We start from the raw sequence: 23,938 nt of genomic DNA on the forward strand, positions 1-23,938 counted from the left end.
TTTACATAATTTCTTCTGTAGCTACTGCCTGGGCCCGATAGCCCTCAGCGATAATATCCAGCTCCCGGTGGAACCGTTCCAGTCTGGATAAATCCTTAGTCTCATAAATCCGGTAAAACTCATCCTGTATTTTTGCCACTTCCCTCTTGTTGGAATAGTGGTATAGATTCTCAATATTATTCAGAATCCCTGACACCAGATTAGACTGGTGCAGCATGGAATTCTGGGCATCCATAACCTCATTCCGGACAGAAGACATTTCCTCGTCCAGAAGCAGTATGGACTGGGCTGCATGATTTAACCGCGCCTTTAAGTGAGGCGGCATATTTCCCTTATACTTATATTGCAGGGAATGTTCGATGGTAGCCCAGAAATTCATGGCAAGTGTCCGGATCTGGATCTCAGCCCTGATGTCTTTCGGGCCATCCAGAGTCTCCACATGATACAGAACGATCATATGATAGCTTCTGTAGCCGCTCTCCTTCATGTGTGTGAGATAATCCTTCTCCTCCACCACCTGCATATCCCGGCGCTTTCTTATGATCTCTGCCACTTTTTCAATATCTTCATAAAACTGGCAGATCACCCGGATGCCGGCAATATCTTCCACCTTCTCCTCCAGGTCTGCCCAGGATATATTTTTTCTCTGCATTTTTTCCAGAATACTGTTGATCGTTTTGACTCTTCCGCTGACTTGTTCAATGGGGGAGTACAGGTCCTTTTCTTTGTGCTCCTTCTTCAGATGGTTGAATTTGATAACCAGCTCTTTGACAGCAAGTTCATACGGAATCAGCAGTTCACGCCATAAATGTATCTCCATAAGACATTACTCCTTACCAGTGCGCCTGTTTTTCTATCCCTTATCATTGCCGCGTCTGCTGCGGCACAATCTGCGGGGTGCCCAAGTGGGTATCCGGAGCCGCGCGCTTTGTTTTCCCTATAACGGCCCGGTTTTCGCGTAAGGTATTTTAAGTATAGCATATTTCTATAACTCTCACCATAGAAATTCAGTAACTTATCTCCTTTGTATGATCCTTCAGGTATACAAGCACAGGGTACGGGTTCAGGGCATATTCCTCATCCTGACCGTATCTTGTGTATAATCCCATATGTAAATGGGGTGCAAACTTTCCGCAGGTCCCCTCCTCACCATATCCGCTGTCACCTAAAAATCCCAGAAGCTCTCCCGCCTTCACAGCTTCCCCCTCCAAAAATTCTCTGCCGTAACCGCTCAGATGAGCATAGTAAAAATAGCCGCCTTTCGGACTTCGGATTCCAATCCTCCAGCCGCCCAAAGGGAGCCATCCCACTTTCTCCACGGTTCCGTCCGTGATGCTGATGACAGGGTAATACCCGGAAAGCATTGCTTTACCGAAAATGTCGCAGCCTTCATGTTTCCGCTTTCCTCCATAATTCCGCTCCTCCATCCAGGTATCCGTAAAGGAAAACGGATCTTCCCTTTCCTGAGGGCGGACTGCAAGGGGAAAATACTCCATATCCTGCCAGAAAGGCAGATATAGCCGCATTTCTCTTGGAGACATTCCCGCTTTCTCCATCTCCTCCACAGGAATACCGGCCTCACGCAGGGTATCCAGGGAAACATGTTCTTTCAGGGAACTGATGGCAAAAACATCCGCAAACACCAAAATCAGAAAAAACAGTATCCATTTCCGCACAAAAATTCCCCCATCTGACATAAAATTCGGCTGTGCCTGTACCAGAGCCTGTAAAGATCGGCTCTTACCCGTACATATCATTTTATGAACAGACAGGGGAAAATATTCCAATTATTTATGACAATAGAAAATTCGCAGAGCGTGCTTTCTATTATTTCAATCTTTTCAATACTTCCAGCAGATACTCATAGACCCTTGCTGTGGAGGAGATGGAAAGTGTCTCCTCAGAAGTATGGATATCCTTCATATTCGGTCCGATGGAGATACAGTCAAGCCCCGGGATTTTCTCATAGAACAGGCCGCATTCCAGACCTGCATGGATCACCTGGACAGCAGGCTCCTCCTTATACATTTCTTTATATACCTGTACCATCAGCGGACGCAGGACAGAATCCTGGCGGTACTCCCATGACGGATAATCTCCTTCCACATGGTACTCACCTCCCAGAAATTCAGTCAGGTACTGAATCTTTCCTGCCAGCGCCTTCTTGGCAGAACCTGCGGAGCTTCTCACGCTGGTGGAGCAGGCCAGGCACTCACTTCCCAGTCTTGTAACCCCCACATTGCAGGAAGTCTCCACAAGCCCGTCAATGAAACCGCACATTTTCTGAATACCATTGGGATAATTCATAAGGAAGAAGATTACTTTTTCCTGGCTTACAGGATGAAGCACCTGTTCCGTCTGCTCACCCCGGCACACAGCCGTCACTGTGATACCCTCATCTGTACCTGTATACTCTTTTCTCAGCATCTGTGTAAACTCTGCCGCATAGCTCACCAGCTTTTCCCCGTCTTCCTGTTCTGTCAGCACGGATGCCTCTGCCTGGCGCGGAATGGCATTGTCCTTTTGTCCGCCGCTCAAAGATATCAGCCCAAACTCTCCGAACTCTCTGAATTCATGGAGAAATCTGGCCAGAAGCAGTGTGGCATTTGCCCGGATCTTATCAATCTCCGCTCCGGAATGCCCCCCCAGAAGTCCATCCACCTTGATATCATAGCGGATTCCTGTCCTCTCCTGATAATTAACAGGCAGCTCGCTGATACTAGTCATACCGCCTGCACAGCCTGCCCAGAGGATTCCCTCCTCCTCGGAGTCCAGATTGATCAGGTATTTTCCCTTTAACGGGGCAGTATCCAGTGCGGATGCGCCCAGAAGTCCGATTTCCTCATCCACGGTAAACACAGCCTCAATGGCCGGATGCTGCAATTTATCATCCTCCAGAATGGCCAGCTCATAGGCCACGGCAATGCCGTCATCCCCGCCCAGAGTCGTACCGTCCGCATGTATGATATCGCCCTCCACAAAAAGTGTGAGCGGATCCTTCGTAAAATCATGTGTACTGCCCGGAAGCTTCTCGCACACCATATCCACATGCCCCTGCAGAATCACTCCCGGTGCATTCTCATATCCACTGGCTGCATCCTTAAAAATGATCACATTCCCTCTCTCATCCTGTATATAGCGAAGGCTGTGTTCTTTGGCGAAAGCCGCAAGATAATCACTGATCTGCTGTGTATTGCCGGAACCATGAGGAATTTTTGTGATCTCCTCAAAATAATGGAACACTCTTTCCGGTTTCAGATTTTCTAATACTGACATATTGATTCCTCCTGTAATTTTATTCCTCTGCTGTCTTCTATTTTGTCACATTCTCCCCCGCTTGGCAAGGGGATGGGGGATTTTTACCTGTTTTAGTTTGGTGGCTCACGGACGGGGCGGCGGGGGGAAGCTGTCTGTGTCCGCTTGAGGTTCCGGAAGCAGTGAGCTAACCGATAACTGCGGCTAAGACGCTCAGCAGAGGCTTCGCGCCTAAGTCTCCGTAATCGGTGGATCTCACAGCCTCCTCCACTTAGCCTCGCTGACACAGACAGCTTCCCCCCGCCACCCCTGCTCCTTTTCTCCGGAAGTCTAAAACATATAAACTTTTTAGCTATAGTAAAACATTTAAAAAGCACCAAAAACAAAGCAACTTACACCCGCTGTAAGTCCTTCAAAACACATCCTGCGGCCATCCTGCGGTTTGTGAAAACCAGGAAGTGTATGGGAGGAGGGCAGGGGAGGGAATTCCTGTGAACGATGTCTCAGTGGAGCGCCGGGGAGATCCACCTGCCCCAGTTACTTAATGAAGAGGCCATTGCCGATGAATTTAGTAAATGGGAGCAGGTTAGCTCCCCGGCAGCGGAACGCTTCGTTCACAGGAAATCCCTCCCCTGCCCTCCTCCCATACACTTCCGTCCGCATTCATCCTCCCACCCCCGCATATAATTAAAAAAACCACCAGGAGCTCCCCCCTATGAAACGTTTTCTATTCCTACTCCCCTTCCTAATTATGCTATCTTTTCTCCTCCTATTCCCGGACACCTCATTTACCTGTGCAGCTTCCGGCCTGATGCTGTGGTTTGAAACCCTGCTGCCTTCTCTGCTGCCCTTCATGATCATTTCAAACCTGCTGATCCGGACCGACCTGCTGAAAAAATGGATACGCATACCGTCAGGCCTGTGGCACCGCTTTTTTGCCCTTACCTGTGACGGCGCCTACGCACTGCTTCTGGGATTTGTCTGCGGCTATCCCATGGGCGCCAAGGTGACGGCTGACCTCTACCGGGAAAACCGGATTTCCAAAAAAGAGGCAGAATACCTTCTCACCTTTGCCAATCACCCTGGCCCGTCCTTTCTCTCCTCCTATGTCTGCCTGCAGGCGCTGGGACAGAAAGCACTGATCCTTCCCACCTACTGCATCATTTATCTTGCCAACTACCTGTGCTGTCTTCTCTTCCGAAAGAAAGCAGACCACAGCGCCATTGCCGCTGACACCTGCCCCCCGGCAGGAAATGAAAAAGAGATATCCATCCAATCCCCACTGGGAGAAATTCTGGATACCTCTATTATGAACGGATTTGAGTCCATCACAAAGCTGGGAGGATATATCATCCTCTTTTCTGTCTTCCAGGGTGTCATCAAAAAAGTATTTGCACCTCTCGGGCCGGTTATGTATGTCATGTGCGGTGTCACGGAAATGACCACCGGAATCACTGCCCTGGCAGGCACCGGCTGGAGTCTTACTTTTTTATACCCCATGCTGCTGGGGATCACCGCCTTCGGCGGCATCTGCGTTGCAGCCCAGACAAAGTCCATGCTTGCGGGAACAGACCTGTCCTTCGGGCCTTATGTATGGGCAAAGCTTACAAACTTTCTGCTCACAGGCCTTCTGGCATTCTTATTCGTCGAAATCATCTAAATCATCATCATCCAGGGAAACGCCCTCAGTCTCCGGTGCAGCCTCCTGTACCGGCGCAACGCCTCCTAACTGAGGCTGCAGTTCGCTTCTGTTTCTGTTGATCACATCCAGAGAAGCCTGCAGGGAACGTACGAACTCATTGTATTTGGAACCGGCATCCTCAAGAGTATTCGCCATGATCTGACCCATGTTAGCCATCATTTCATCGGTATAGGAAATTGCACTGAGGCGCAGATTGTTGGCATCGTTTGTTGCCGCGTCAATGATATCCTGTGCCTGACGGTTAGCAGTATTCACAGTCTCATTGGCCTGCGCGTATGCCTGCTGCATCACCTCAGACTCTTTTACCATCTCTTGTACCTGCACTTTTGTCTCAGCGATGATAGCGTCTGCCTTAGCCTGGGCATCAGCCAGGATGGCATCCTTATTGCTGATGATCTTCTGGTATCTCTTGATTTCATCCGGAGTCTTCATACGCAGTTCACGAAGCAGTTCTTCTAATTCTTCCTTGTTCACTACGATTTTCGTGGTGGACAATGGCTGATATTTGCAGCTCTCTACATATTCTTCAATTTCTTCGATAATCTGTTCAATTCTGCTACTCATAATCATTCTCCTTATTGTATTCTTACTTTTTTTCCTTCTGTGCGAATTTCTCTCTCACTTTTTCAACGACGTATTCCGGAGCGAACTTGGAAATATCCGCGCCGAAATAGGCGGCTTCTTTTACAGTGGTGGAACTCAGATAAGCGTACTCCAGGCTGGTAGTCAGAAACATGGTATCCACATCTCTGGCAAGCACCCGGTTGGTCTGCGCCATCTGCAGTTCATATTCAAAATCGGTAATTGCCCGCAGACCGCGGATAATCACCTTGGCATCACAGCTTCTGGCAAAATTCACCGACAAGCCTGAAAAGGATGTTATCTTCAGGTTCGGGATATCTGCCGTCACTTTCTTTAATATATTAACACGTTCTTCCACAGAAAACAACGGACTTTTTTCAGAATTCATCAAAACTCCAACAATTACCTCATCAAAAAGTTCCGCTGCTCTCCTTATCACGTCCAGATGTCCAAAAGTTGCCGGGTCAAAACTGCCCGGATAAATTGCTCTCACCATTGCTCGTATCTCATGCCTTTCTCAGGAAAATGTGCCGGTTCGTCTTGTATCTCTTGTCTTTTACCATTGTGAAGCCATACTCTTCCAGATAATCAAAAGGTGTCTCTAAGGAGGCTTCCACCACAATCAGGGTGTCCTCATCCACATAGGATGCTTTGGAAAGCACCGAAAGCACCTGTTTTTCCAGTTCCCTGTTATAGGGAGGGTCCATGAAAATACAACCGAAGGGCTCACTGCCCTCCAGAACACCCAGGGCGGAAAATACGTCCTGGCAGTAAAGTTCTGCGCTGTCAGCAAGCCGGGTAAATTTCAGATTTTCCCGGATACACTCTGCCGCTTTTTTATTTTTTTCTATAAAGACACACGAATATGCCCCTCTGCTCAATGCTTCAATCCCGATGGCACCGCTGCCTGAAAATATATCCAGGAACCGGCAGTCACACAGATACGGCTGCAGCATATTGAACAGCGTTTCCTTGATTCTGTCGGTGGTCGGCCGGGTGTCCGTACCGGGGATTGTCTTGAGGGGCATACTCTTTGCACTTCCTGCAATCACTCTCATCTTGTTGTAATTCCTTTTCTCTACTTATTCATACGCCAGTCCAGATCCCCCTGGTCAAGTCCCAGTATCAGGGATTCCGCTGTAGCGATGTTCGTAGCGATAGGGATATTGTACTGGTCACAGCACCGTGATATCTGGTAGACATCCGGTTCTTTCTGATCGATCATAGCCGGGTTATAGAAAAAAATCACCATATCTATATCACCGCGTTCTATCATCTCCGTAAACTGCTTATCGCCGCCCATGCTTCCCGGAAGGAATTTATGCACATGCAGATTGGTCACTTCTTCAATCCTTCTGCCTGTGGTTCCGGTGGCATAGACCTGGTGTTTTGCCAGAATATTCTTATAAGCAATACAAAAATCTTCAATCAGAGGTTTTTTACTGTTGTGCGCTATAATACCAACATTCATATTCTATCATCCTCATTTTCTTTTATCAGAACAATTATAGCAAATATAACAACTAACTGCAATTATTATTTTAAATTTTATACATATTTTACAGAATTATACAAATCCCCTTACGCAAATTAAATGTTTTATTCACCGAATCACTATTGTAATACAATTCACAAAATTTGTCAAAACTTGAAAGAACTTCTAGGTGTAAAAAAAGTAATAAATCACATACTACCATTGTAACAAAAAAACAAAACATTTAAGGAGGAAGAAAAACATGTCTAACACAAATTCTTCTAACAGCGCAGCAGTACCCGAAGCAAAGAGTGCATTAAACCGTTTCAAATATGAGGTAGCCAACGAGTTAGGTGTACCGCTTACAGACGGTTACAACGGAAACCTGACTTCCAAACAGAACGGTTCCGTTGGTGGTTATATGGTTAAGAAAATGATCGAAGCACAGGAAAGACAGATGTCAAGCGGATCTACTCAGCTTTAATCTTCGTCCTGCCTGAGAAACATACTTTCTCAGAAAAAAGTTGAATGATCACTCATTCAAAAAAGAGGGCGCTTCTTCCGCATGAAGGAGCTCCCTCTTTTCCTTTTACATAAAACCCGTTGAAAATAAGTTCTTATAAATCCACTTTATTTCCGCCTTCTTTGTATTCATTGTTGATCACATAGTAAGCGGCGTTCTCTTCCGGTTTGATGTAAATCTGCATTTCTTTGATGTCGCTCTCTTTTTTTCCGGTCTCGTCCATCCATGCTTTTTTTACACTGTTTTCAATATCTTCAACCTTGTATTCGTTGCCCAGGCACTGAACATAAACAAATTTCTTTGCTTCCGCAGCTTTTGCGGCAGGTTTTACGGCTGCTTTTTTCTCAGCTACGGCTTTCTTTGCAGCGGCACGTTTTACAGGCTGTTTTTTCTCTGGTGTTTTTGCAGCTTTTACTGGTTCTGCAGCTTTTGCTGCCTCTGTCTTCTTCTCTTCGGTCGTTGTCTTCACAGCCTCTGTCGCAGCTGCTTTTGTCGTTGATTTCTTAATAGGCATAATAAATCTCCTCCTTTTACATACCCTTTGAAATTTCGATTTTCCCGTTAATCATATACCTTTTCCGGGAAAATTTCAAGTTTTTTACTCTACACTTTTCATGGACTCCACCATATCCACCTTTTTCAGACGGAAATGCATGAAGAAATTTACCACTGCTGAAAAGAATAAAGTGATCAGGATACTGTACACAAAACTGATGATTTCTATGTCTCTGCCGAACATCATAATATCTGTCTCGGCAGTCAGAATCACGAACCGATGCAGGATTTTTCCGAAGAAAATTCCCAGAAAACAACCAATCAAAGTCAGGCACACATTCTCCCTGAGCACGTATCTGGATACCTCCATATCATAAAAACCCAGAACCTTCAGGGTTGCCAGCTCCCTGATACGCTCACTGATATTAATATTATTCAGATTGTACAGAACAACAAATGCCAGAAGACCCGCGGCGATGACCAGCACATAGATGACCGTATCCAGGCTTTTCAGCATATTGGCGATCCTGTCCGCTGTCTTTGTAATAAATGAGACCTCAGATACCTGATCATAGGCCATATATTTCTCCTGCATGCTGTCTTCAAATGCGCTGTCCGTGGAAGTATTGATTGTGAGATAGTCCACAAATTCCGGCGTTTCCCCGAATACTTTGCCGTACAGCTCAGGAGAGATGTAGATGTAATGGAGGAAATAGTTCTCCGTGATATGGGAAACCTTCACCTCAAAATGATCTGTCTCCTCCTCCTTCAGAACCACAGTGTCGCCCTCCTTCACATCCAGCAGCTTTGCCAGCTTCTCTGATATGATGATCCCGTCATCGGAAAGCTCGTAATGCTCCTTCGTCGTACGGCTGCGCAGGTCGGCATATTTTTTAAATTCCTTTGCATTCTCAGGCACCATTACATAGGCGCTTTTGGTCACATCCTCTTTCTCATTTTCGATATCCATGGAGGTCTTGTAAACTGCCATAAAGGATTTGATATCCTTATCCTTTTCCATGGCGTCCATCACTTCCTCTTTTTCCTCCGGTGTGGTTTTATCCTCTAATACAATCTCTGCGTGGTAGGACAACAGGTCATTGTACTGGATCGTACCGATGGAGCGGACCGAATCCTTCACGCCGAATCCCACCAGCAAAAGTCCCATACAGCCGCCGATGCCCAGAACCGTCATGAAAAACCGCTTTTTATACCGGAACAGGTTCCGGACCGTGGACTTGTTGGTAAAGCTCAGGTGGTTCCAAATGATTCCCACACGTTCCAGCAGCACTCTTTTCCCCGACTTCGGAGCCGCGGGACGCATCAGGGTTGCCGGTGTGGACATCAGTTCCTTATAACAGGCGATTCCGGCTGCCGCGGTAGTACAGGCAATGGCCAGCAGAGTGGAGGATATGGAATATCCCGCGTGCAGCGGTGCCACCGCCTCAGGAAGATTGTTGTAGAGGATACCATAGGCATTGATGATGACAGGGGGCAGTATCTTCTGCCCTGCCACCAGTCCCGCCAGACTGCCTATGAGGGATGCCAAAAGCGCGTAACACAGATACTTTGCCGCGATGGAGAGTTTGCTGTATCCAAGTGCTTTCAGCGTTCCGATCTGGGTTCTCTCCTCCTCCACCATTCTTGTCATGGTGGTAAGGCATATCAGGGCTGCGACCAGGAAAAAGATCGCCGGAAATACGTCTCCTATGGCCTTTATCCTGTCTGCATCCTGCTCGTATTCCACATAAGTCTGTATGAAATCACGGTTGAGAATATACCATTTTGGCACCTCCAGATCATCCAGATCCTTCTGCCCGTCTGCTACCTTCTGCCTGGCATCTGCAATCTTCTCATCCGCATCCGCCTTCTTTTCCTCATATTCCCTGCGTCCGTCCGCAAGCTTCTTCCGGTTCTTTTCAATCTCAGACTCCCCGTCCGCGATCTCCTTCTCCCCGTCCGCAAGCTGGGCCTTTCCATCCTCAAGCTCTTTTCTTGACTGCGCGATCTGAGCCTTTGCGTCCGCAAGCTCCTGCTCTTTGGATTCCAGAAGCTCCCTGGCCTCATCAAGCTGATTTTCTCCATCCGCAAGCTGAGCTGCCCCGTCCTCTATCTGGGCCTTTCCCGCTGCAAGTTCTGCTTCCTTTTCCGTAAGCAGTACCTCTGCCTGGGCAATCTGGTCCTCTCCGTCTGCAAGCTCTGCCTCCTTTTCTGCCAGGGTTTCCGCCTGGGCATCAAGTTGGTCGAGCTGCTTTTTCAGCTCCTCCAGTGCAGCCGGCAGGGTCTGCTGCTGCTCTTTTAACTGAGGTAAGGCATTGTCCATTTGGGCTTTCTGCTCCTCTAACTGCTGCAGGGTATTCTGAAGATCCGCAAGCTGTCCTGAGGCCGCAGAGATACCTGCCTCAATCTGGGCTTCCTGCTCTCTGGCCTCATTTAACTGCTCCTCCAACTGCTGCCGGATATCCTCTGCCTCAGGGGGAACAGCGGCAAGCTGCTCTTCCAACTGGGCGATTCCTGCCTGAACAACCGCCTGCTTCTGTTCCAGATCCGCGATCCCTGCTTCCGCCTGATGAATGCCGTCCGTAACCTTTGCTATGCCGTCCCGGACAGCCGGGAGTCCGGCCTCTATCTCCTGAATCTTCTGCTCTACCTGAGCAATGCCTGCCTCCGTCTGGGCAATGCCGTCTGTAAGCTGCTGTCTGCCCTGGGCGATCTGGGCTTTGCCTTCCTCCAACTGGCTGCGTCCGTCAGAAAGAGCTGCCTTCTGTGTGTCAAGCTCCTGCCATCCCTCTGCGATCTGATTCTCGCCGTCCGCTGTCTGGGCTTCTGCCTCCTCCAGCTCCCGGCTCTTCTCCTCCAGTGTGGAGGCATTTTCATAGTAGGTATTCCAGCCGTCTGCAAGCTGGTTCTCCCCGTCTGCGGCCTGTGCTTCCCCATCCGCAAGCTGAGCCTCCCCGTCAGTCAGTTTATCCCTGGCTGTCTGCAGCTCTTTTTTGGCATCGTCAAGCTTTTGCTGGGCGTCCGCAAGTTCTTTTTCCCCGTCATCCAATTCCTTTTTGGCATCCTCCAGCTTCTGCTGGTTCTCCTCTATCTCTGCGGATGCATCATCCAGCTTTTCCTGTCCTTCCCGATAGACAGACTCGTAGCGGATATCACAGCGTCCGTCCGCTATGGCATCCAGATGGTCCTCCACCTCTTTTACGGTATCCTCGTACTTATCTGAACCTGATAAAAGCTCTTTTGCTCCCGCCACCCGTATCACAGCCTCTGTATAGACCTCCAGGGAAAAGCTTTCTGCCGGAATGACCAGGAAACTGCTCAGCTCGCCGTTTCCTATTTTGCTGGTACCCCTGTCCAGGCTGAGATAATAGGCAGTCGTTCCGCTTCCCACAATCTTGTATTCTGTGACAGCAAGCGTATCTGCTATGTCATCATCTGTACCGGATTTCACAGAAATCGTATCTCCGATTTTATATCCGGAAAGACTCAAGAACCGTTCATCCGCAAGGCATTCATCCTTTTTTTCGGGCATACGGCCCTGCTTTACTGTTATCTTATTGATATCCTCATAGGCTGACATCATGCGCACAACAAGCTGTGCTTCTTCCGTACTGCACAGCACATCCGCGCTGTAGCCGCCCCGCACGGACTCCACACCCTTTATATCCCGGATCGCATCTATGTCCTTCTCCGTCAGGCCCAGGTCACTCAGCACGCGGATATCCATGAAATTGCTCTTGTCATACAGAAGGTCTGCCGACATATTCATATCCGGGGCCGCTGCCCTTACACCGGCAAAAAAGGCCACGCCCAGTGCCGCAATAAGCATTATGGACAGAAACCGGTTCCTTGTCTTTTTTATCTCCATAAAAAAATCTTTTGCTAACGCATTTTTCTTCATGCTGTCACACCTTTTTCTCTATAGTCCCGGCAGCTCCAGCCGTTCCTTCGCATAATCCAGAAGACGTTCTCTGAGCCTTCTGTGTTGTTCCAGTGACAGATCCGGGTCCAGCTTGAGGATCGCGCCTCCCGCCTCACTGGCCTCCTTCAGCACCTGTGCATCCTGGTAAATGTCAGCCAGCGCAAATTCCATATCCCCGCTCTGCCGGATTCCGAACAGATCCCCGGGTCCCCGAAGCCGCAGATCCTCCCCTGCGATCTCAAAGCCGTCATTGGATTTTACCAGGATCTCCAGACGCTCCTTTGTCTCCCGTGCATCCTGCCCCTGCATAAAGATACAGTACGACTGATGTTCTCCTCGTCCTACGCGTCCCCTGAGCTGGTGAAGCTGGGCCAAGCCAAACCGCTCCGCATTCTCCACCATCATGACAGTGGCATTTGGAACATTTACGCCTACCTCAACCACTGTGGTGGAGACCAGTATCTGTATCTCATTGGATGCAAAAGCACTCATGATCTTATTTTTTTCGGCAGGCTTCATTCTTCCGTGAAGAGGTTCCACCCTGATCTGCGGAGGCATGATATCTCGCAGGCGCTGTGTATAATCCAGTACATTTTCCGCTTCCAGACCCTCGCTCTCCTCCACCATGGGGCAGATGACATAGACCTGTCTTCCTGCCTGAATCTCCCGCTCCATAAAAGCATATGCTTTCGGACGGTAAGAAATATCCACCACACAGTTTTTTATGGGCAGCCTTCTGGCCGGAAGCTCGTCAATCACGGAGATATCCAAATCCCCGTACAAAATGATCGCCAGGGTCCTTGGTATGGGTGTGGCACTCATGACAAGAACGTGTGGCTTCTCCCCCTTTTTAGAGAGATCATCCCTCTGGCTGACCCCGAAGCGGTGCTGTTCATCGGTGACCACCAGGGCCAGATTCTCATACTGCACCTTCTCCTGGATCAGGGCATGGGTACCCACAACCATTCTGGTTTGTCCTGAGGATATCTTCTCATAGATCAACCGCTTTTCCTTCGCAGTACAGGAACCTGTCAGCAGCACCGGTTCATAAGCAAGCCCCTGCTCCTCCAGCAGCTTCTTCAGCGCCTCAAAATGCTGTGCTGCCAGAACCTCTGTAGGGACCATAAGGGCAGACTGGTAACCGTTTACGGCTGCCAGTATCATGGATAAGAACGCGATAATGGTCTTGCCGCTTCCCACATCCCCCTGCACCAGCCTTGACATAAGGGAATGGCCTGTCATATCCCGCTCTATCTCTCCCCAGACACGCCTCTGAGCATTGGTCAGGGGATAGGGAAGGTTTTCTATGACATTCTCTGTCTCCCAGACCGGCTTTATGTTAAAATGGCTGACTGCGTCCTGGGTCTTCTCTTTCATCATGCGCACAGCCAGTATAAAAAACAAAAATTCATCAAAAACAAGTCTTCTCCTGCCAAGAAGCATATTCATTTTATCTCTGGGAAAATGAATTTCCGATATTGCAAAATTATACTCTGCCAGATGATAGTGGCTGCGGAAATCCTCAGGCAGATATTCCTGCACAATCTCCTTCTCCTCCAATGCCTGATGCATGGTCTTGACTACCAGCTTGTTGGTCAGTCCCTTTGTCAGGCCGTATATGGGGTTCAGGGTGTGCAGCATTTCCCCGTACTTTTCGGGGGTAAACACTTCCGGGTGCTCCATGGTAAGGCGGCCCTTTTTCTCTGTGACCATTCCACGAAATATGTAGCAGCTTCCCGAGGCTATGGTGTTTCTTAAAAAGGGCATGTTATACCAGGTCAGGGAAAGGCTTTGTCCCTCCTCTTTCAGAGCTGCCGTCACCACAGTGAGCCTGCCTGTACTGCGCACCCCCACTTTTCCGGCTATCCTTCCGGCCACGGCAGCTTTTTTGCCCGGCTTTAGCTCTGCCAAGCTTACCGGCTGCGCGTATTCCTCGTAATCCCTGGGATAGTACCTAAGCAGGTCGCCTACGCTTCGTATCCCCAGTTTTGCAAATAATTTTTCTGTCTTCTCTCCAATCCCCTTGATGGAACGGATCGCATCTGCTTCTCTCATCTTTGTAACTCCATCTCCGGCTCACACGCTGTCTTTCTTTTTGTGTAAAGAAGAGGTGTTTCAGCAGGCAAAGCCGCGTCCACACCTCTTATTTTTCAATCCCGCAGGTTATTCCACGGATACCACATAATAATAGATCGGCTGACCGCCGTCGTTTACTTCCACATCAAAATCCGGGTAGCGCTCCTCCAGCTTCTCACCCAGGCGCTGTGCATCCTCTGCACTCACATCAGACCCATAGTATACACTGATGATCTCCGTGTCCTCATCCACCATAGCGTCAATGGTCTCCATGGTAATGCCTTCCACGCCCTCGCCCACAGCTAAAATGCCATGGTCACCGATTCCCATAATGTTGCCCTGGCGAATCTCCTTATCATCGATCTTCGTATCCCTCACCGCATAAGTGACCTGACCGGTCTTCACATTGCCGATGCACTGCAGCATCTCCTCTGTATTCTGCTCCACCGTCTTCTCCGGCACATAATTGATCATCGCCGTGATACCCTGGGGTATGGTCTTGGTCGGAATGACAATGATATTCTTATCTTCTGTCAGATCCCTTGCCTGGTTGGCTGCCAGAATGATGTTCTTATTGTTGGGGAACACGAAAATATTCTTTGCATGTACCTGCTCAATGGCTTTCAGCACGTCCTCTGTACTTGGATTCATGGTCTGGCCGCCTTCGATCAGATAGTCAGCGCCCAAATCCCGGAAGATATCTCCCATGCCGTCGCCTACCGATACAGAGATGAATCCCACCTCTTTTTCCGGAACGGCTTCTCTTTGCTGTGCTGCCAGCTTCTCAGCCTCTTTGATCACCTTTTCATGGTGCTCCAGGCGCATATTGTCAATCTTCATGTTGGAGAGCTGGCCGTAAGTCAGGGCCTTTTGGATTGCCATACCAGGATCATTGGTATGTACATGCACCTTCACGATTTCATCATCCGCCACAACTACCAGGGAATCTCCGATGGACATGAGATATTCTTTGAAAGTCTGCTCCTCTTTTTCCGAAAATTCCTTTTCCAGCATGATGATAAATTCTGTGCAGTAGCCGAATTTGATATTGCTCTCCTCCGCAGATACCGGTTTGCTCATGCCTGAGGACTTGGGCTTTTCAAAATTCATGTCGATCTCTTTGCCCAGATAGCCGTCATAGGCACCTTTCAGAACCTCCACCAGTCCCTGTCCGCCGGAGTCCACAACGCCTGCCTCTTTTAAAACAGGAAGCATGTCCGGTGTTCTGGAGAGCACATGCTCCGCATGGGCGATCACATCCGCAAAGAAACTGCTGAGATCCCTGCAGTCCTCTGCGATCTCCAGAGCCTTGTCAGCCGCGCCCTTGGCAACTGTCAGGATTGTACCCTCTTTTGGCTTCATAACAGCTTTATAGGCGGTTTCCACACCCTTTTCAAACGCTTTTGCAAAGGCAGGTGCATCCACTGTATCATAATGTTCAATGGTTTTTGTAAAACCTCTCAGAAGCTGAGAAAGGATAACTCCCGAATTTCCTCTTGCCCCGCGCAGGGAACCGGAAGAGATGGCCTTAGCCAGTGTCTTCATGGTTGGATTCTCAAGAGCACTTACTTCAGAAGCGGCAGACAGAATCGTCAGCGTCATATTCGTTCCCGTGTCACCGTCCGGTACAGGGAATACATTCAGTTCATTAATCCATTCTTTCTTAGCTTCCAGATTTTTGGCACCGGCCAGAAACATCCTGCCAAGCATCTTCGCGTCAACGGTATTGGTATTCAAAACAAGTTTCCTCCTTAATTAATCGATTACTCTTACGCCCTCTACAAGGATATTGATCTTCTCTATAGTCAAACCGGTAAATTCCTCCACGCGGTATTTCACATTGCTGATGAGATTGTCGGACACGGCAGAGATGCTGACGCCGTACGCGACGATCACGTGAAATTCCAGAGTGATTTTATTATCGGTGATGATGACATTGATTCCATGCTTCAGGCTGTCTTTCTTCAGGAGCTTAACCAGCCCGTCCTTCATGCTGACTGCCGCCATGCCTACGATTCCAAAACATTCGACTGCCACGCTTCCCGCATAAGTAGCGATGACATCCGTATCAATCATTATTTTACCTAATCCTGTATCAACAAGTCCATCCATGCACGGACACCTCCATAGCTTTTTTCTTTGCCGCCGCCCGGGGTATTCCCCGGTCTGCCGCTTTTTCATAGAACCATTCTAACATATCTTTCCCAAAAACGAAATATTAATTTAAAATTTTTATATTTTCACTTGCAAATCCTGTTATCTTCTGTTAAAATAACTATTGTTGTGAGTTTGTATACACGGACTTATTCTATGTTAAGGAGGTGCTACCATGGCAAAGTGTGCAATTTGTGAAAAAGGTGCTCATTTCGGGAACAACGTGAGCCATTCCCATAGAAGATCAAACAAGATGTGGAAATCCAACATCAAATCTGTTAAAGTAAAAACAGCAAACGGTGCTGCAAAGAAAATGTATGTTTGTACTTCCTGCTTAAGAAGCGGCAAAGTGGAGAGAGCGTAAAGAATGAGGAAAGGCCTTGTCCGATGAGACAAGGTCTTTTTTTGTCCTCTTCTATATTCATTCAGCAGCAGAACAGGTTGTATCCCACCAGCATGCACAGTGCCGCAAGTAATACCATAAGGAAGCTCTTTGGAAATATCAAGGCAAGAAACAGCCCTACTCCAATCCAAAACAGTAAAAATCCAATGAGTCTCTGCACAGTCTCTCTGTTTCTCCTTTTGCCTGTTTACTTTAATATATGCACAAAGCCGCCATGAATGACATCCCGGCGGCTTTTTTATGTCCTGTATCCTCTTTACTCTTCTGTTTTATCTTCTGTATCTGCTTCCTCAGCCTCTTTCTTCTCGGATTCTGCTTTCTTTGCAGGCTCTTTTGCTGCTGCCGCTTCCTCTTTTTTGCCGTCCGTAAATTTATTTACAAAATCGGGAACCATATCCAGAATTTTGGTAAGGCCGTCCTGGTTCTTCACATTGACCAGTTTTGTACTGCCGCCTGAGATCACCAGCACTGCGCTTGGGGAGACCTTGCCGCCCATACCGCCGCCGCCGTTGTTCTTCTTGTCATCGGCAAATGCACCTGCAGCCACGCCGAAGGATACGTCGATCAGCGGAAGGATAATGGTGTCTCCCACAGTGATCGCCTCCCCTACCACTGTTTTCGTTGTGATAAAGCTGTCCATTCCCTTGAAGAGGGAATCCACCGTTGTCTTGAAACTATTATCTGAAGCCATAGTTATTTCCTCCTTAATGTTTACTTGTTTTTAAATTTTTTTCTCAAATCCCTGACATTGGCATCCCTGAACAGTTTCCAGACCGTACGGAGAAACATAAACCCGTACATTCTTCCCCAGATCTGTGCGCGTCCTTCCAGTATGACTCTGTCAAAATACGGATGCAGGGAAAGTCCTCTGCCGTAAAGAGGATAGAAAATACTGGCTCCTGCCAGCACCTGCCCTGTAAGCGCCGGATCATCAAATCCAAAATAAATGTCGCCTTTTATTTTTCTGGGCCGCACATGCCTCATTATGATACCCAGTTCTCCAAATACCAATGTCTTGGCACCCAGAAAGGATTCCGAGGCCAGCAGTTCCCTGATTTGCTCTATTTTACCATAAATCTCTTTGGCTGTCCGCCTGAAATTTACAAAAGCCGCTTTTATTTTCCCGGGAAGCCCAAGAAGTTTTTTTATGATCTCCGAAATTTTTTCAAAAACACTGCGGAGTTTCGCAGCCGGACTCTTTTTCGCAGCCGGATTCTTTTTCTCAGCCGGTTTCTTCTTCTCTGCGAAGTCTTTTGTCTCCGCGGAGTTTTTTGTCTCAGCGTCCTTCTCTGTCCCGACAGCATTTACGCTGCTTTCCTTCTCAGTCTCCAACAGGGCCTGCTGTGCGCTGCGGGGCTCTTTTGCCGGAATAGCTGCCTGTTCTTCTGTTTCCGTGCCTTCCCCCGGTGGTGTTTTTTTCTCCTCCGCTGCTGTCAGCTCAGGTTTTTTCTTCTGTCGTTTCTGCCTCCAGGCAGCGATTTTTTTCAATACCACATCCACGGGTATTCCCAAAAAACGGATGGAAAGCTGTAACCCTTCCGTCCCGGAACCGTATCTGGCTGTGACAAAGATCAGATGGAACAGCCAGGAAATCCTCACTTTTCCCTCGTACTTTCCCTCCTCCCGGAAAGCGCTTCCGTAGTAGCGCACCGGTACAAAGACCAGCGACAGCAGAAGGAGAAGAAGCAGACACAATATCACCAGCAGCAGAATTCCGATTATTTTTAGTATACCCAAAATTATATGTATCAGCATCATCTTCTCACCTGTCAGTCTCTTTTTTTCACCCGGGCTGCTTTTTCAAGAAGCCAGCCGCGGATATCCATGGCGCCTGTCTCCTCATAGACTTCTTCTGCAATCTGTTCCACCAGCTCCACAGCCTCGTAATATCCCGAACAGAGTCCCACGATCATGGGACAATTTCTCCTGATCGGCTTCTGCAGCAAATAATTTGCAGATATAATTTCCAGGGAATTTGCCGGGTTGACTGCAAGGGTCACCAGATAAATATCAATGACCCCTGCACCCTGATTGATCTTCCGTATCAGCTTTTTTTGTTTCTTTTTTGCATTATCGCCAACATACAGATTCTTATACCAGTTTAGCATAAATTTCCATCCTTAATCAGAGTCCTGCAGCGTTCCGGCCAGCGGAATGGCTGCGGATTCCTATTCTTTCAGCCTTCTTTCAATTGCATTCACAACAGATTCCAGCACTTTGATACGGGCATAATATTTGTCATTGCCCTCCACGATGATCCATGGTGCATAGGAGGTTGACGTACGGATGACCATCTCGTTGACTGCCTCCTCGTACTGGTCCCATTTTTCCCGGTTTCTCCAGTCTTCGTCTGTGATCTTCCACTGTTTTTCCGGATTTTCCATGCGCTCTTTGAATCTCCGCTCCTGCTCATCCTTGTCAATATGCATCCAGAATTTCAGCACGATCGCTCCGGAATGGGCCAGATGGGCTTCCATATCATTGATCTCCTTGTAGGCCCGCTGCCATTCTTCTTTGGTGCAGAATCCCTCGATCCGCTCAACCATCACCCTTCCGTACCAGGTCCGGTCAAATATGGCAACATGGCCTGCCTTTGGCATGTCCTTCCAGAAACGCCACAGATAATGGTGGTTCTTCTCCACAGCAGAGGGAGCCGCCGTGGGATTCACCACATATCCTCTGGGATCCATGGCCTCTGTAAGACGCTTGATGGCGCCGCCCTTGCCTCCCGCATCCCATCCCTCAAATCCCAGCACAACGGGGATTCTGCGGCTGTACAGCTCACTGTGGAGGATTGCCATGCGGTCCTGCAGATTTTTTAATTTCTTCTTATATTCTTCCTTTGTGTAGGACAGTGTCAGATCAGCTTTGCTGAGGGTGGAGGATTCCAGGACTTTCCTGGACAGTGGTTCGTATTCCTTCACGGCTTCACCCGCACCGGCCTCCGCCTTACGCGCCTCTTCTTTCGCCAGCTTTTCCGTCTTAACTTCCTCTATCTTCTCTGTCAGACTCTCGATAACAGAGGAGAGAATCTTCACCGTGGCAAAGCGGCGGTCCGTGGCCTCGATAATGGTCCAGGGGGCACACTCTGTCTCTGTCTTCTCCAGCATTTCCTCCAGCATGGCTTTATAGGTGCCATACTCCTCGTTGCGCTTCAAATCAGCCTTGCTGACTCTCCACGCTGTCTCTTTATTATCCAGAAGTCCGTCAAAACGCTTTTTCTGTTCCTTTCTGCTGATGTGCATAAAGAACTTGATCAGCACAGCGCCGTCATCTGTCAGCGTCTTCTCAAATGTATTGATCTCCTGATAGGCATACATAAGCTCTTCCGGTGAAATCTTCTCCTCAAACCTGTCCACGGAAACTCTCCTGTACCAGCTTGTATCAAAAATGGCGATCCTGCCTTTTTCCGGCGTCTTAGTCCAGAAACGCCACAAAAACGGGTACATGCGCTCCTCTTTTGACTCCTGTTTGATAGCAAAAACTTTAAACCCCCTGGGATCCAGCGGATGTATCAGTTTATTGATCTGCACGCCCTTTCCCGCTGCCCCAAACCCTTCAAAGAGAATCATGACCGGGATTCCCAAATCCCTGCATTCCCTCTGCAGACGCGAAAGTGTCCCTTCCAGAGCCTCCATCTTTTCTTTGTACTCTTCTTTCCCCATCTCTTTTGTCAAATCAATCTGTTCTAACATCTGGCTACCTCCTCCATTTTTATGAAAGCGCGGCTGTTAATAGTTACTGTCTGAATCTACACCTGTAAAAGTACAAAAAGGGGCTGGAAAAACCAGTCCCTTCTCATCAGCTGAATAACTAAAAATACTTTTTGTTTCCCCACAGATTTGATTTTTTCAAATCCAGGTATTCATTATAAGCCTTTTCCAGAATCTGCTTTTCGTTGGAAAACCGTAATAGATGGTAAGCTTCATGGAACTTGTAAAAACCGGAATCTACAAAATATTCGTCTCTCTGGGGCCGGCTGTAATAGCTGCTGGCGGCCATGAGATACCAGTAGACATCCTTTTCCACAGTATCTTCCGGCACACAAAAACTATACTGGCTTTTTCCTACATATTTGATGATATTAGCTGCTACACCTGCCTCCTCCTTCACTTCGCGCAGTGCCGTATCCTTATAGTCTTCGCCTTCCTCTACTGTACCCTTTGGCAAAACCCAGCCCTCATATTTGTGCTTATAGGATTTGTACAGGGTCAGTATCTTTCCCCGATATATTACCACCCCGCCACAGCTCGTTGCTTCAATCATAGTGCAAGTCCTCCTGTACGACCCTTTTCCGGGCCAGCGTTGTGTTTCGTTGTTATCAGTATACCTCTTTTTGGATACCTGTGCAAGGGATAAATGGAAACTGCAATGGGGGGGAATTAAGGCGGACGGAAGAGGGAGGGAGCGGGGATGAATGTCTGTGAGCGAAGCGTTGCGCTGCTACGGAGCTAACCTGCTCCCTCCCTCTTCCTGGTTTTTAGCTTTCCCGTATGCGTTTCATAGTGGGTAAAATAAGGGTGCAGGGCGGAAAGTTATATAAATCTAATAATAAAATTCATTGAAGACCTCATGGGCAATGGGGACTGCTACGGAGCTGCCGGTTCCGGCGCCTTCTGCTATGACTGCGATGGCGATCTGGGCATCTCCCATGGTGGAGTATCCTACAAACCAGGAATGGGTCTTTATGTCCCCGTCTGCGCCGTAATACTCCGCGGATCCTGTCTTGCCGGCGGCGCTGTAGTTCTCGCCGCTTAAGGAGGACGCGGTTCCTCTGTTTACCACCTCTTCCATGAGGTTCTGCATCACACGGGCCTCACTGCTCTCCATAAGCTGCTTGTATTCCGCCGGCTTGGTGGACTTCACCACATCCCCGTTCACATTCTCTACATGGTCCACATAATACGGTTTCATCAGCACGCCGTCATTGGCAATGGCACTGACGATCATGGCCATATGCATGGGAGAGACCAGGGTGTTTCCCTGACCGATGGAAGTCTGCATAAGGAGCGGGTTGCCCGGATGCTCACCCAAGTCGAATCTGCTCTTGTTGTATTCAATGGGAACGGGGAGCTTGCTGTTAAATAAAAGGCTCTCCGCCGTCTGTGTCAGCTTTGATTTCCCCAGATCCACACCGATGCTGGCAAAGGCACTGTTGCAGGATTCCGCGAAAGCCGTGGTGAAATCCTCCTCCCCATGCACTTCCCCGTCATAGCAGGTGATAGTATGGTCATCCATGGTAATGCTGCCGTCACAGTTATAATAATAGCCGTCTATGCTGCCGTGGGCTTTCAGGTAGGCCAGGGCTGTGACGATCTTGAATGTGGACCCCGGCGGATAAGCGCCCTGTGTTGCCCGGTTCAGCAGGCTGCTGTTTGAGTTGTCGCTGACCAGATAATCCCAGTCTTGGGCCACAGTATTGGGATTGAAATCCGGCTTGCTCACAGATGCCAGAACCGCTCCTGTTCGAGGGTCCATGACCACAACAGCGCCTCTGTTGTCTCCCAGAGCATTATAGGCTGTCTGCTGCAGGGAGGCATTCAGGGTGCTGACCACATTGTCTCCCAGGTTCTTTTCACTTTTCAGTTCATTAGCCGCCTGTGAGAGATAGCCGTCATGGGAAGTCATGAGCTGGAAATTCGCCAGGGATTCCAAGCCGTTTTTACCGTTGGCATCATATCCAACCACATGGGCAAACACATTGCTGTAGGGATATACCCTGGTTTCCGAACCGTCGTCATTTACCTGTGTATAGGCCAGAGTCTGTCCGTCAGAGGACAGGATGCTGCCGCGGACCACCCGGTCCTCGAACTGGTCCTGCCTGGTGTTATAGGGACTGCTGATCACGCCCTCCCGCTTCACCACCTGGAAATAAACCATATAGCCAATCAAAGAAATAAAGATGCATACGAAAAAATAACTGACTATGGCATATTCCCGGTTCCGGGCCTTCTTAGCCTTTAATTCTTTTTTCTCTAACGCCTTCTCTTCCTTTAAGAGACGCTTCTCTTCTTTTTTCTTTCTGCTTTTCAAGTTCTTCATCCTCGTCTTCTCTCAAAATATATAACCCCTGGATAATCGCCAGCATGATGATCGTGCTTAACACAGAGCTTCCGCCGTAGCTGACAAGGGGAAGGGTGATTCCCGTCATGGGGATAAATTTTGTCACACCGCCGATGGTAAGAAACACCTGAAACGCATATTCCGTTCCCAGTCCCAGCGCGATCAGTTTATAAAACGGTTTCTTGATCTGCAGGGAGATATTCACCACCAGCAGAAACATACTCATACAGATCAGGATCAGGCACATGGCAAAGAGAACCCCCATCTCCTCACAGATCGCAGCAAACATATAGTCCTGCTTAACAAAGGGAATCATATTGGGGGAACCCTGGCAAAGCCCCATGCCAAACAGACTTCCTGTACCGATGGCAAACAGCCCCTGCACAATTTGATATCCCGCCCCTTCATAGACAGAGAAGGGATTTTTCCAGGCAACTACCCTCTGGCGCACATGTCCGAAGAGGAAGTAGGCGCCCACAGCCGCCACGCAGCCGGAGCCAAGCCCCGCCAGCAGATACAGAGGCTTTTTGGTAGCCACATACAGCATGACCACGTATGTGATGAAAAAAACCAGAGCACTTCCAAGGTCCTTGGATATGACCAGTACCAGCACATAAGCGGCAGCCACTGCCGTTGTGATCACATGATCCTGAAACGTAGCTCTTTTCCTGTACAGCCTGCAGGCAACAAAAAACACAAAGATGATCTTCACAAACTCCGAAGGCTGGAACGCGAATCCGCCCAGAGAAATATTGATCTTCGCCCCGTTGACATTCTTGCCCAGGACCAGAACTACCAAAAGCAGCAGCATGCCCGCCCCGGCATAGAACCAGGTCCACTTATTTAAAAAGGTCAGTTTTCTTATCATGACCGGTATCACCATGGCAATAACCGTAGCGATCACCACGATCTGAAACTGCCGCACCGCAGATTCCGTATCCAGCCTTGCCAGCATGATAAAGCCCACAGAGAGCAGCATGCACATATGGTTCAGCAAAAGCAATGACGCCTTCTTGTAAAAGATTCGGTAAAGTACCTGAACCACAATAAAATACAAAAGCTGTGCTCCAAAGAAATATATGACCTCCATCTTCTCCGTCTTCAGGAAAATAACAAGAAAAGCCACAAAATCCATAAAGAAGATCACAATAAGCTGTTTTCTTAAAATATACCGCTTATCATCCTCAGCCTTGTATTTAAACACACTGAAACTCTCCAGCGTATAGAGAGCCGCCAGTATAAGCAGCAGATATTTTGAAAGTTCTACAATTAAATTAATCAAATCTTCA

The 23,938-nt window shown here is 48.4% G+C and carries 21 protein-coding genes and 1 pseudogene; 3 read left to right on the forward strand and 19 right to left on the reverse strand.

Going from position 1 to position 23,938, the window contains the following annotated elements; all coding sequences use genetic code 11:
* Position 1: 1 nt before the first annotated feature.
* The 3 genes from WMO65_RS08460 to WMO65_RS08470 form a co-directional block, all read right to left on the reverse strand.
* Positions 2 to 820: a GTP pyrophosphokinase gene (locus WMO65_RS08460; RefSeq protein ID WP_033139453.1), complete on the reverse strand. Its 819-nt coding sequence runs from the start codon at positions 818 to 820 to the stop codon at positions 2 to 4.
* Positions 821 to 1,007: 187 nt separating this feature from the next.
* Positions 1,008 to 1,676, reverse strand: a complete 669-nt coding sequence (locus tag WMO65_RS08465) for a M23 family metallopeptidase (RefSeq protein WP_242849943.1) — start codon at positions 1,674 to 1,676, stop codon at positions 1,008 to 1,010.
* Between the two features lie 151 nt (positions 1,677 to 1,827).
* Complete coding sequence (locus tag WMO65_RS08470) at positions 1,828 to 3,276, reverse strand: aminoacyl-histidine dipeptidase (RefSeq protein ID WP_033139451.1); 1,449 nt, start codon at positions 3,274 to 3,276, stop codon at positions 1,828 to 1,830.
* Positions 3,277 to 4,066: 790 nt separating this feature from the next.
* Between WMO65_RS08470 and WMO65_RS08475 the strand changes: the two genes are divergently transcribed.
* On the forward strand, positions 4,067 to 4,915 hold the full coding sequence (locus tag WMO65_RS08475; protein ID WP_243128820.1) for a sporulation protein: 849 nt from the start codon (positions 4,067 to 4,069) through the stop codon (positions 4,913 to 4,915).
* Here WMO65_RS08475 and WMO65_RS08480 read toward each other — a convergent pair.
* The 4 genes and pseudogenes from WMO65_RS08480 to WMO65_RS08495 form a co-directional block, all read right to left on the reverse strand.
* Positions 4,895 to 5,521, reverse strand: coding sequence for a hypothetical protein (locus WMO65_RS08480; RefSeq protein ID WP_033141726.1), 627 nt, complete (start codon positions 5,519 to 5,521; stop codon positions 4,895 to 4,897). The two genes, WMO65_RS08475 and WMO65_RS08480, sit on opposite strands and share 21 nt — an antisense overlap.
* Positions 5,522 to 5,543: 22 nt before the next feature.
* Positions 5,544 to 6,035 carry a pantetheine-phosphate adenylyltransferase gene (gene coaD, locus WMO65_RS08485; protein ID WP_033141727.1) on the reverse strand — a complete coding sequence of 164 codons (492 nt, stop codon included), beginning with the start codon at positions 6,033 to 6,035 and terminating at the stop codon, positions 5,544 to 5,546.
* A gap of 10 nt (positions 6,036 to 6,045) precedes the next feature.
* Positions 6,046 to 6,603: pseudogene (gene rsmD, locus WMO65_RS08490) on the reverse strand (16S rRNA (guanine(966)-N(2))-methyltransferase RsmD); the annotation flags it as partial.
* 14 nt (positions 6,604 to 6,617) lie between these two features.
* Positions 6,618 to 7,010 (reverse strand): methylglyoxal synthase, encoded by a 393-nt coding sequence (locus tag WMO65_RS08495; protein ID WP_033141729.1) that lies wholly within the window; start codon positions 7,008 to 7,010, stop codon positions 6,618 to 6,620.
* A gap of 265 nt (positions 7,011 to 7,275) precedes the next feature.
* On the opposite strand from WMO65_RS08495, the gene WMO65_RS08500 reads away from it, so the two are divergent.
* A complete protein-coding gene (locus tag WMO65_RS08500) occupies positions 7,276 to 7,497 on the forward strand; it encodes an alpha/beta-type small acid-soluble spore protein (protein ID WP_033141730.1) in 222 nt (73 codons plus the stop codon).
* A gap of 133 nt (positions 7,498 to 7,630) precedes the next feature.
* Here WMO65_RS08500 and WMO65_RS08505 read toward each other — a convergent pair whose 3' ends face one another.
* The 5 genes from WMO65_RS08505 to WMO65_RS08525 all read right to left on the reverse strand — a co-directional run bounded on the left by WMO65_RS08505 (position 7,631) and on the right by WMO65_RS08525 (position 16,141).
* Positions 7,631 to 8,050, reverse strand: coding sequence for a DUF6465 family protein (locus WMO65_RS08505; protein WP_033141731.1), 420 nt, complete (start codon positions 8,048 to 8,050; stop codon positions 7,631 to 7,633).
* An 84-nt stretch (positions 8,051 to 8,134) separates the two neighbouring features.
* Positions 8,135 to 11,932: an FtsX-like permease family protein gene (locus WMO65_RS08510; RefSeq protein ID WP_148392721.1), complete on the reverse strand. Its 3,798-nt coding sequence runs from the start codon at positions 11,930 to 11,932 to the stop codon at positions 8,135 to 8,137.
* 18 nt (positions 11,933 to 11,950) lie between these two features.
* Positions 11,951 to 14,008 (reverse strand): ATP-dependent DNA helicase RecG, encoded by a 2,058-nt coding sequence (gene recG / locus WMO65_RS08515; protein ID WP_148392722.1) that lies wholly within the window; start codon positions 14,006 to 14,008, stop codon positions 11,951 to 11,953.
* 108 nt (positions 14,009 to 14,116) lie between these two features.
* Positions 14,117 to 15,766, reverse strand: coding sequence for a DAK2 domain-containing protein (locus tag WMO65_RS08520; RefSeq protein WP_148392723.1), 1,650 nt, complete (start codon positions 15,764 to 15,766; stop codon positions 14,117 to 14,119).
* Between the two features lie 18 nt (positions 15,767 to 15,784).
* Positions 15,785 to 16,141 (reverse strand): Asp23/Gls24 family envelope stress response protein, encoded by a 357-nt coding sequence (locus tag WMO65_RS08525; protein ID WP_033141735.1) that lies wholly within the window; start codon positions 16,139 to 16,141, stop codon positions 15,785 to 15,787.
* A 217-nt stretch (positions 16,142 to 16,358) separates the two neighbouring features.
* Here WMO65_RS08525 and rpmB point away from each other — a divergent pair, with 217 nt between their 5' ends.
* Complete coding sequence (gene rpmB, locus WMO65_RS08530) at positions 16,359 to 16,547, forward strand: 50S ribosomal protein L28 (RefSeq protein WP_018598007.1); 189 nt, start codon at positions 16,359 to 16,361, stop codon at positions 16,545 to 16,547.
* Positions 16,548 to 16,842: 295 nt separating this feature from the next.
* On the opposite strand, the gene WMO65_RS08535 is transcribed toward rpmB, so the two are convergent.
* The 7 genes from WMO65_RS08535 to WMO65_RS08565 form a co-directional block, all read right to left on the reverse strand.
* Positions 16,843 to 17,277 (reverse strand): GerW family sporulation protein, encoded by a 435-nt coding sequence (locus WMO65_RS08535; RefSeq protein WP_033141736.1) that lies wholly within the window; start codon positions 17,275 to 17,277, stop codon positions 16,843 to 16,845.
* Between the two features lie 20 nt (positions 17,278 to 17,297).
* Positions 17,298 to 18,341, reverse strand: a complete 1,044-nt coding sequence (locus WMO65_RS08540; protein ID WP_148392724.1) for a hypothetical protein — start codon at positions 18,339 to 18,341, stop codon at positions 17,298 to 17,300.
* A 14-nt stretch (positions 18,342 to 18,355) separates the two neighbouring features.
* Positions 18,356 to 18,694 carry a hypothetical protein gene (locus tag WMO65_RS08545; RefSeq protein ID WP_033141738.1) on the reverse strand — a complete coding sequence of 113 codons (339 nt, stop codon included), beginning with the start codon at positions 18,692 to 18,694 and terminating at the stop codon, positions 18,356 to 18,358.
* 60 nt (positions 18,695 to 18,754) lie between these two features.
* Positions 18,755 to 20,281 carry a polyphosphate:AMP phosphotransferase gene (pap, locus tag WMO65_RS08550; RefSeq protein WP_103732087.1) on the reverse strand — a complete coding sequence of 509 codons (1,527 nt, stop codon included), beginning with the start codon at positions 20,279 to 20,281 and terminating at the stop codon, positions 18,755 to 18,757.
* A gap of 118 nt (positions 20,282 to 20,399) precedes the next feature.
* Positions 20,400 to 20,852: an NUDIX hydrolase gene (locus WMO65_RS08555; protein WP_033141740.1), complete on the reverse strand. Its 453-nt coding sequence runs from the start codon at positions 20,850 to 20,852 to the stop codon at positions 20,400 to 20,402.
* 279 nt (positions 20,853 to 21,131) lie between these two features.
* Positions 21,132 to 22,628, reverse strand: a complete 1,497-nt coding sequence (locus WMO65_RS08560; RefSeq protein ID WP_148392725.1) for a peptidoglycan D,D-transpeptidase FtsI family protein — start codon at positions 22,626 to 22,628, stop codon at positions 21,132 to 21,134.
* A complete protein-coding gene (locus tag WMO65_RS08565; RefSeq protein WP_033141742.1) occupies positions 22,540 to 23,931 on the reverse strand; it encodes an FtsW/RodA/SpoVE family cell cycle protein in 1,392 nt (463 codons plus the stop codon). Before WMO65_RS08565 ends, WMO65_RS08560 begins: the two co-directional genes overlap by 89 nt.
* Between the last annotated feature and the right edge of the window lie 7 nt (positions 23,932 to 23,938).

Origin of the sequence: Blautia caccae (assembly GCF_040095955.1) — a bacterium.
Classification (GTDB): domain Bacteria; phylum Bacillota; class Clostridia; order Lachnospirales; family Lachnospiraceae; genus Blautia; species Blautia celeris.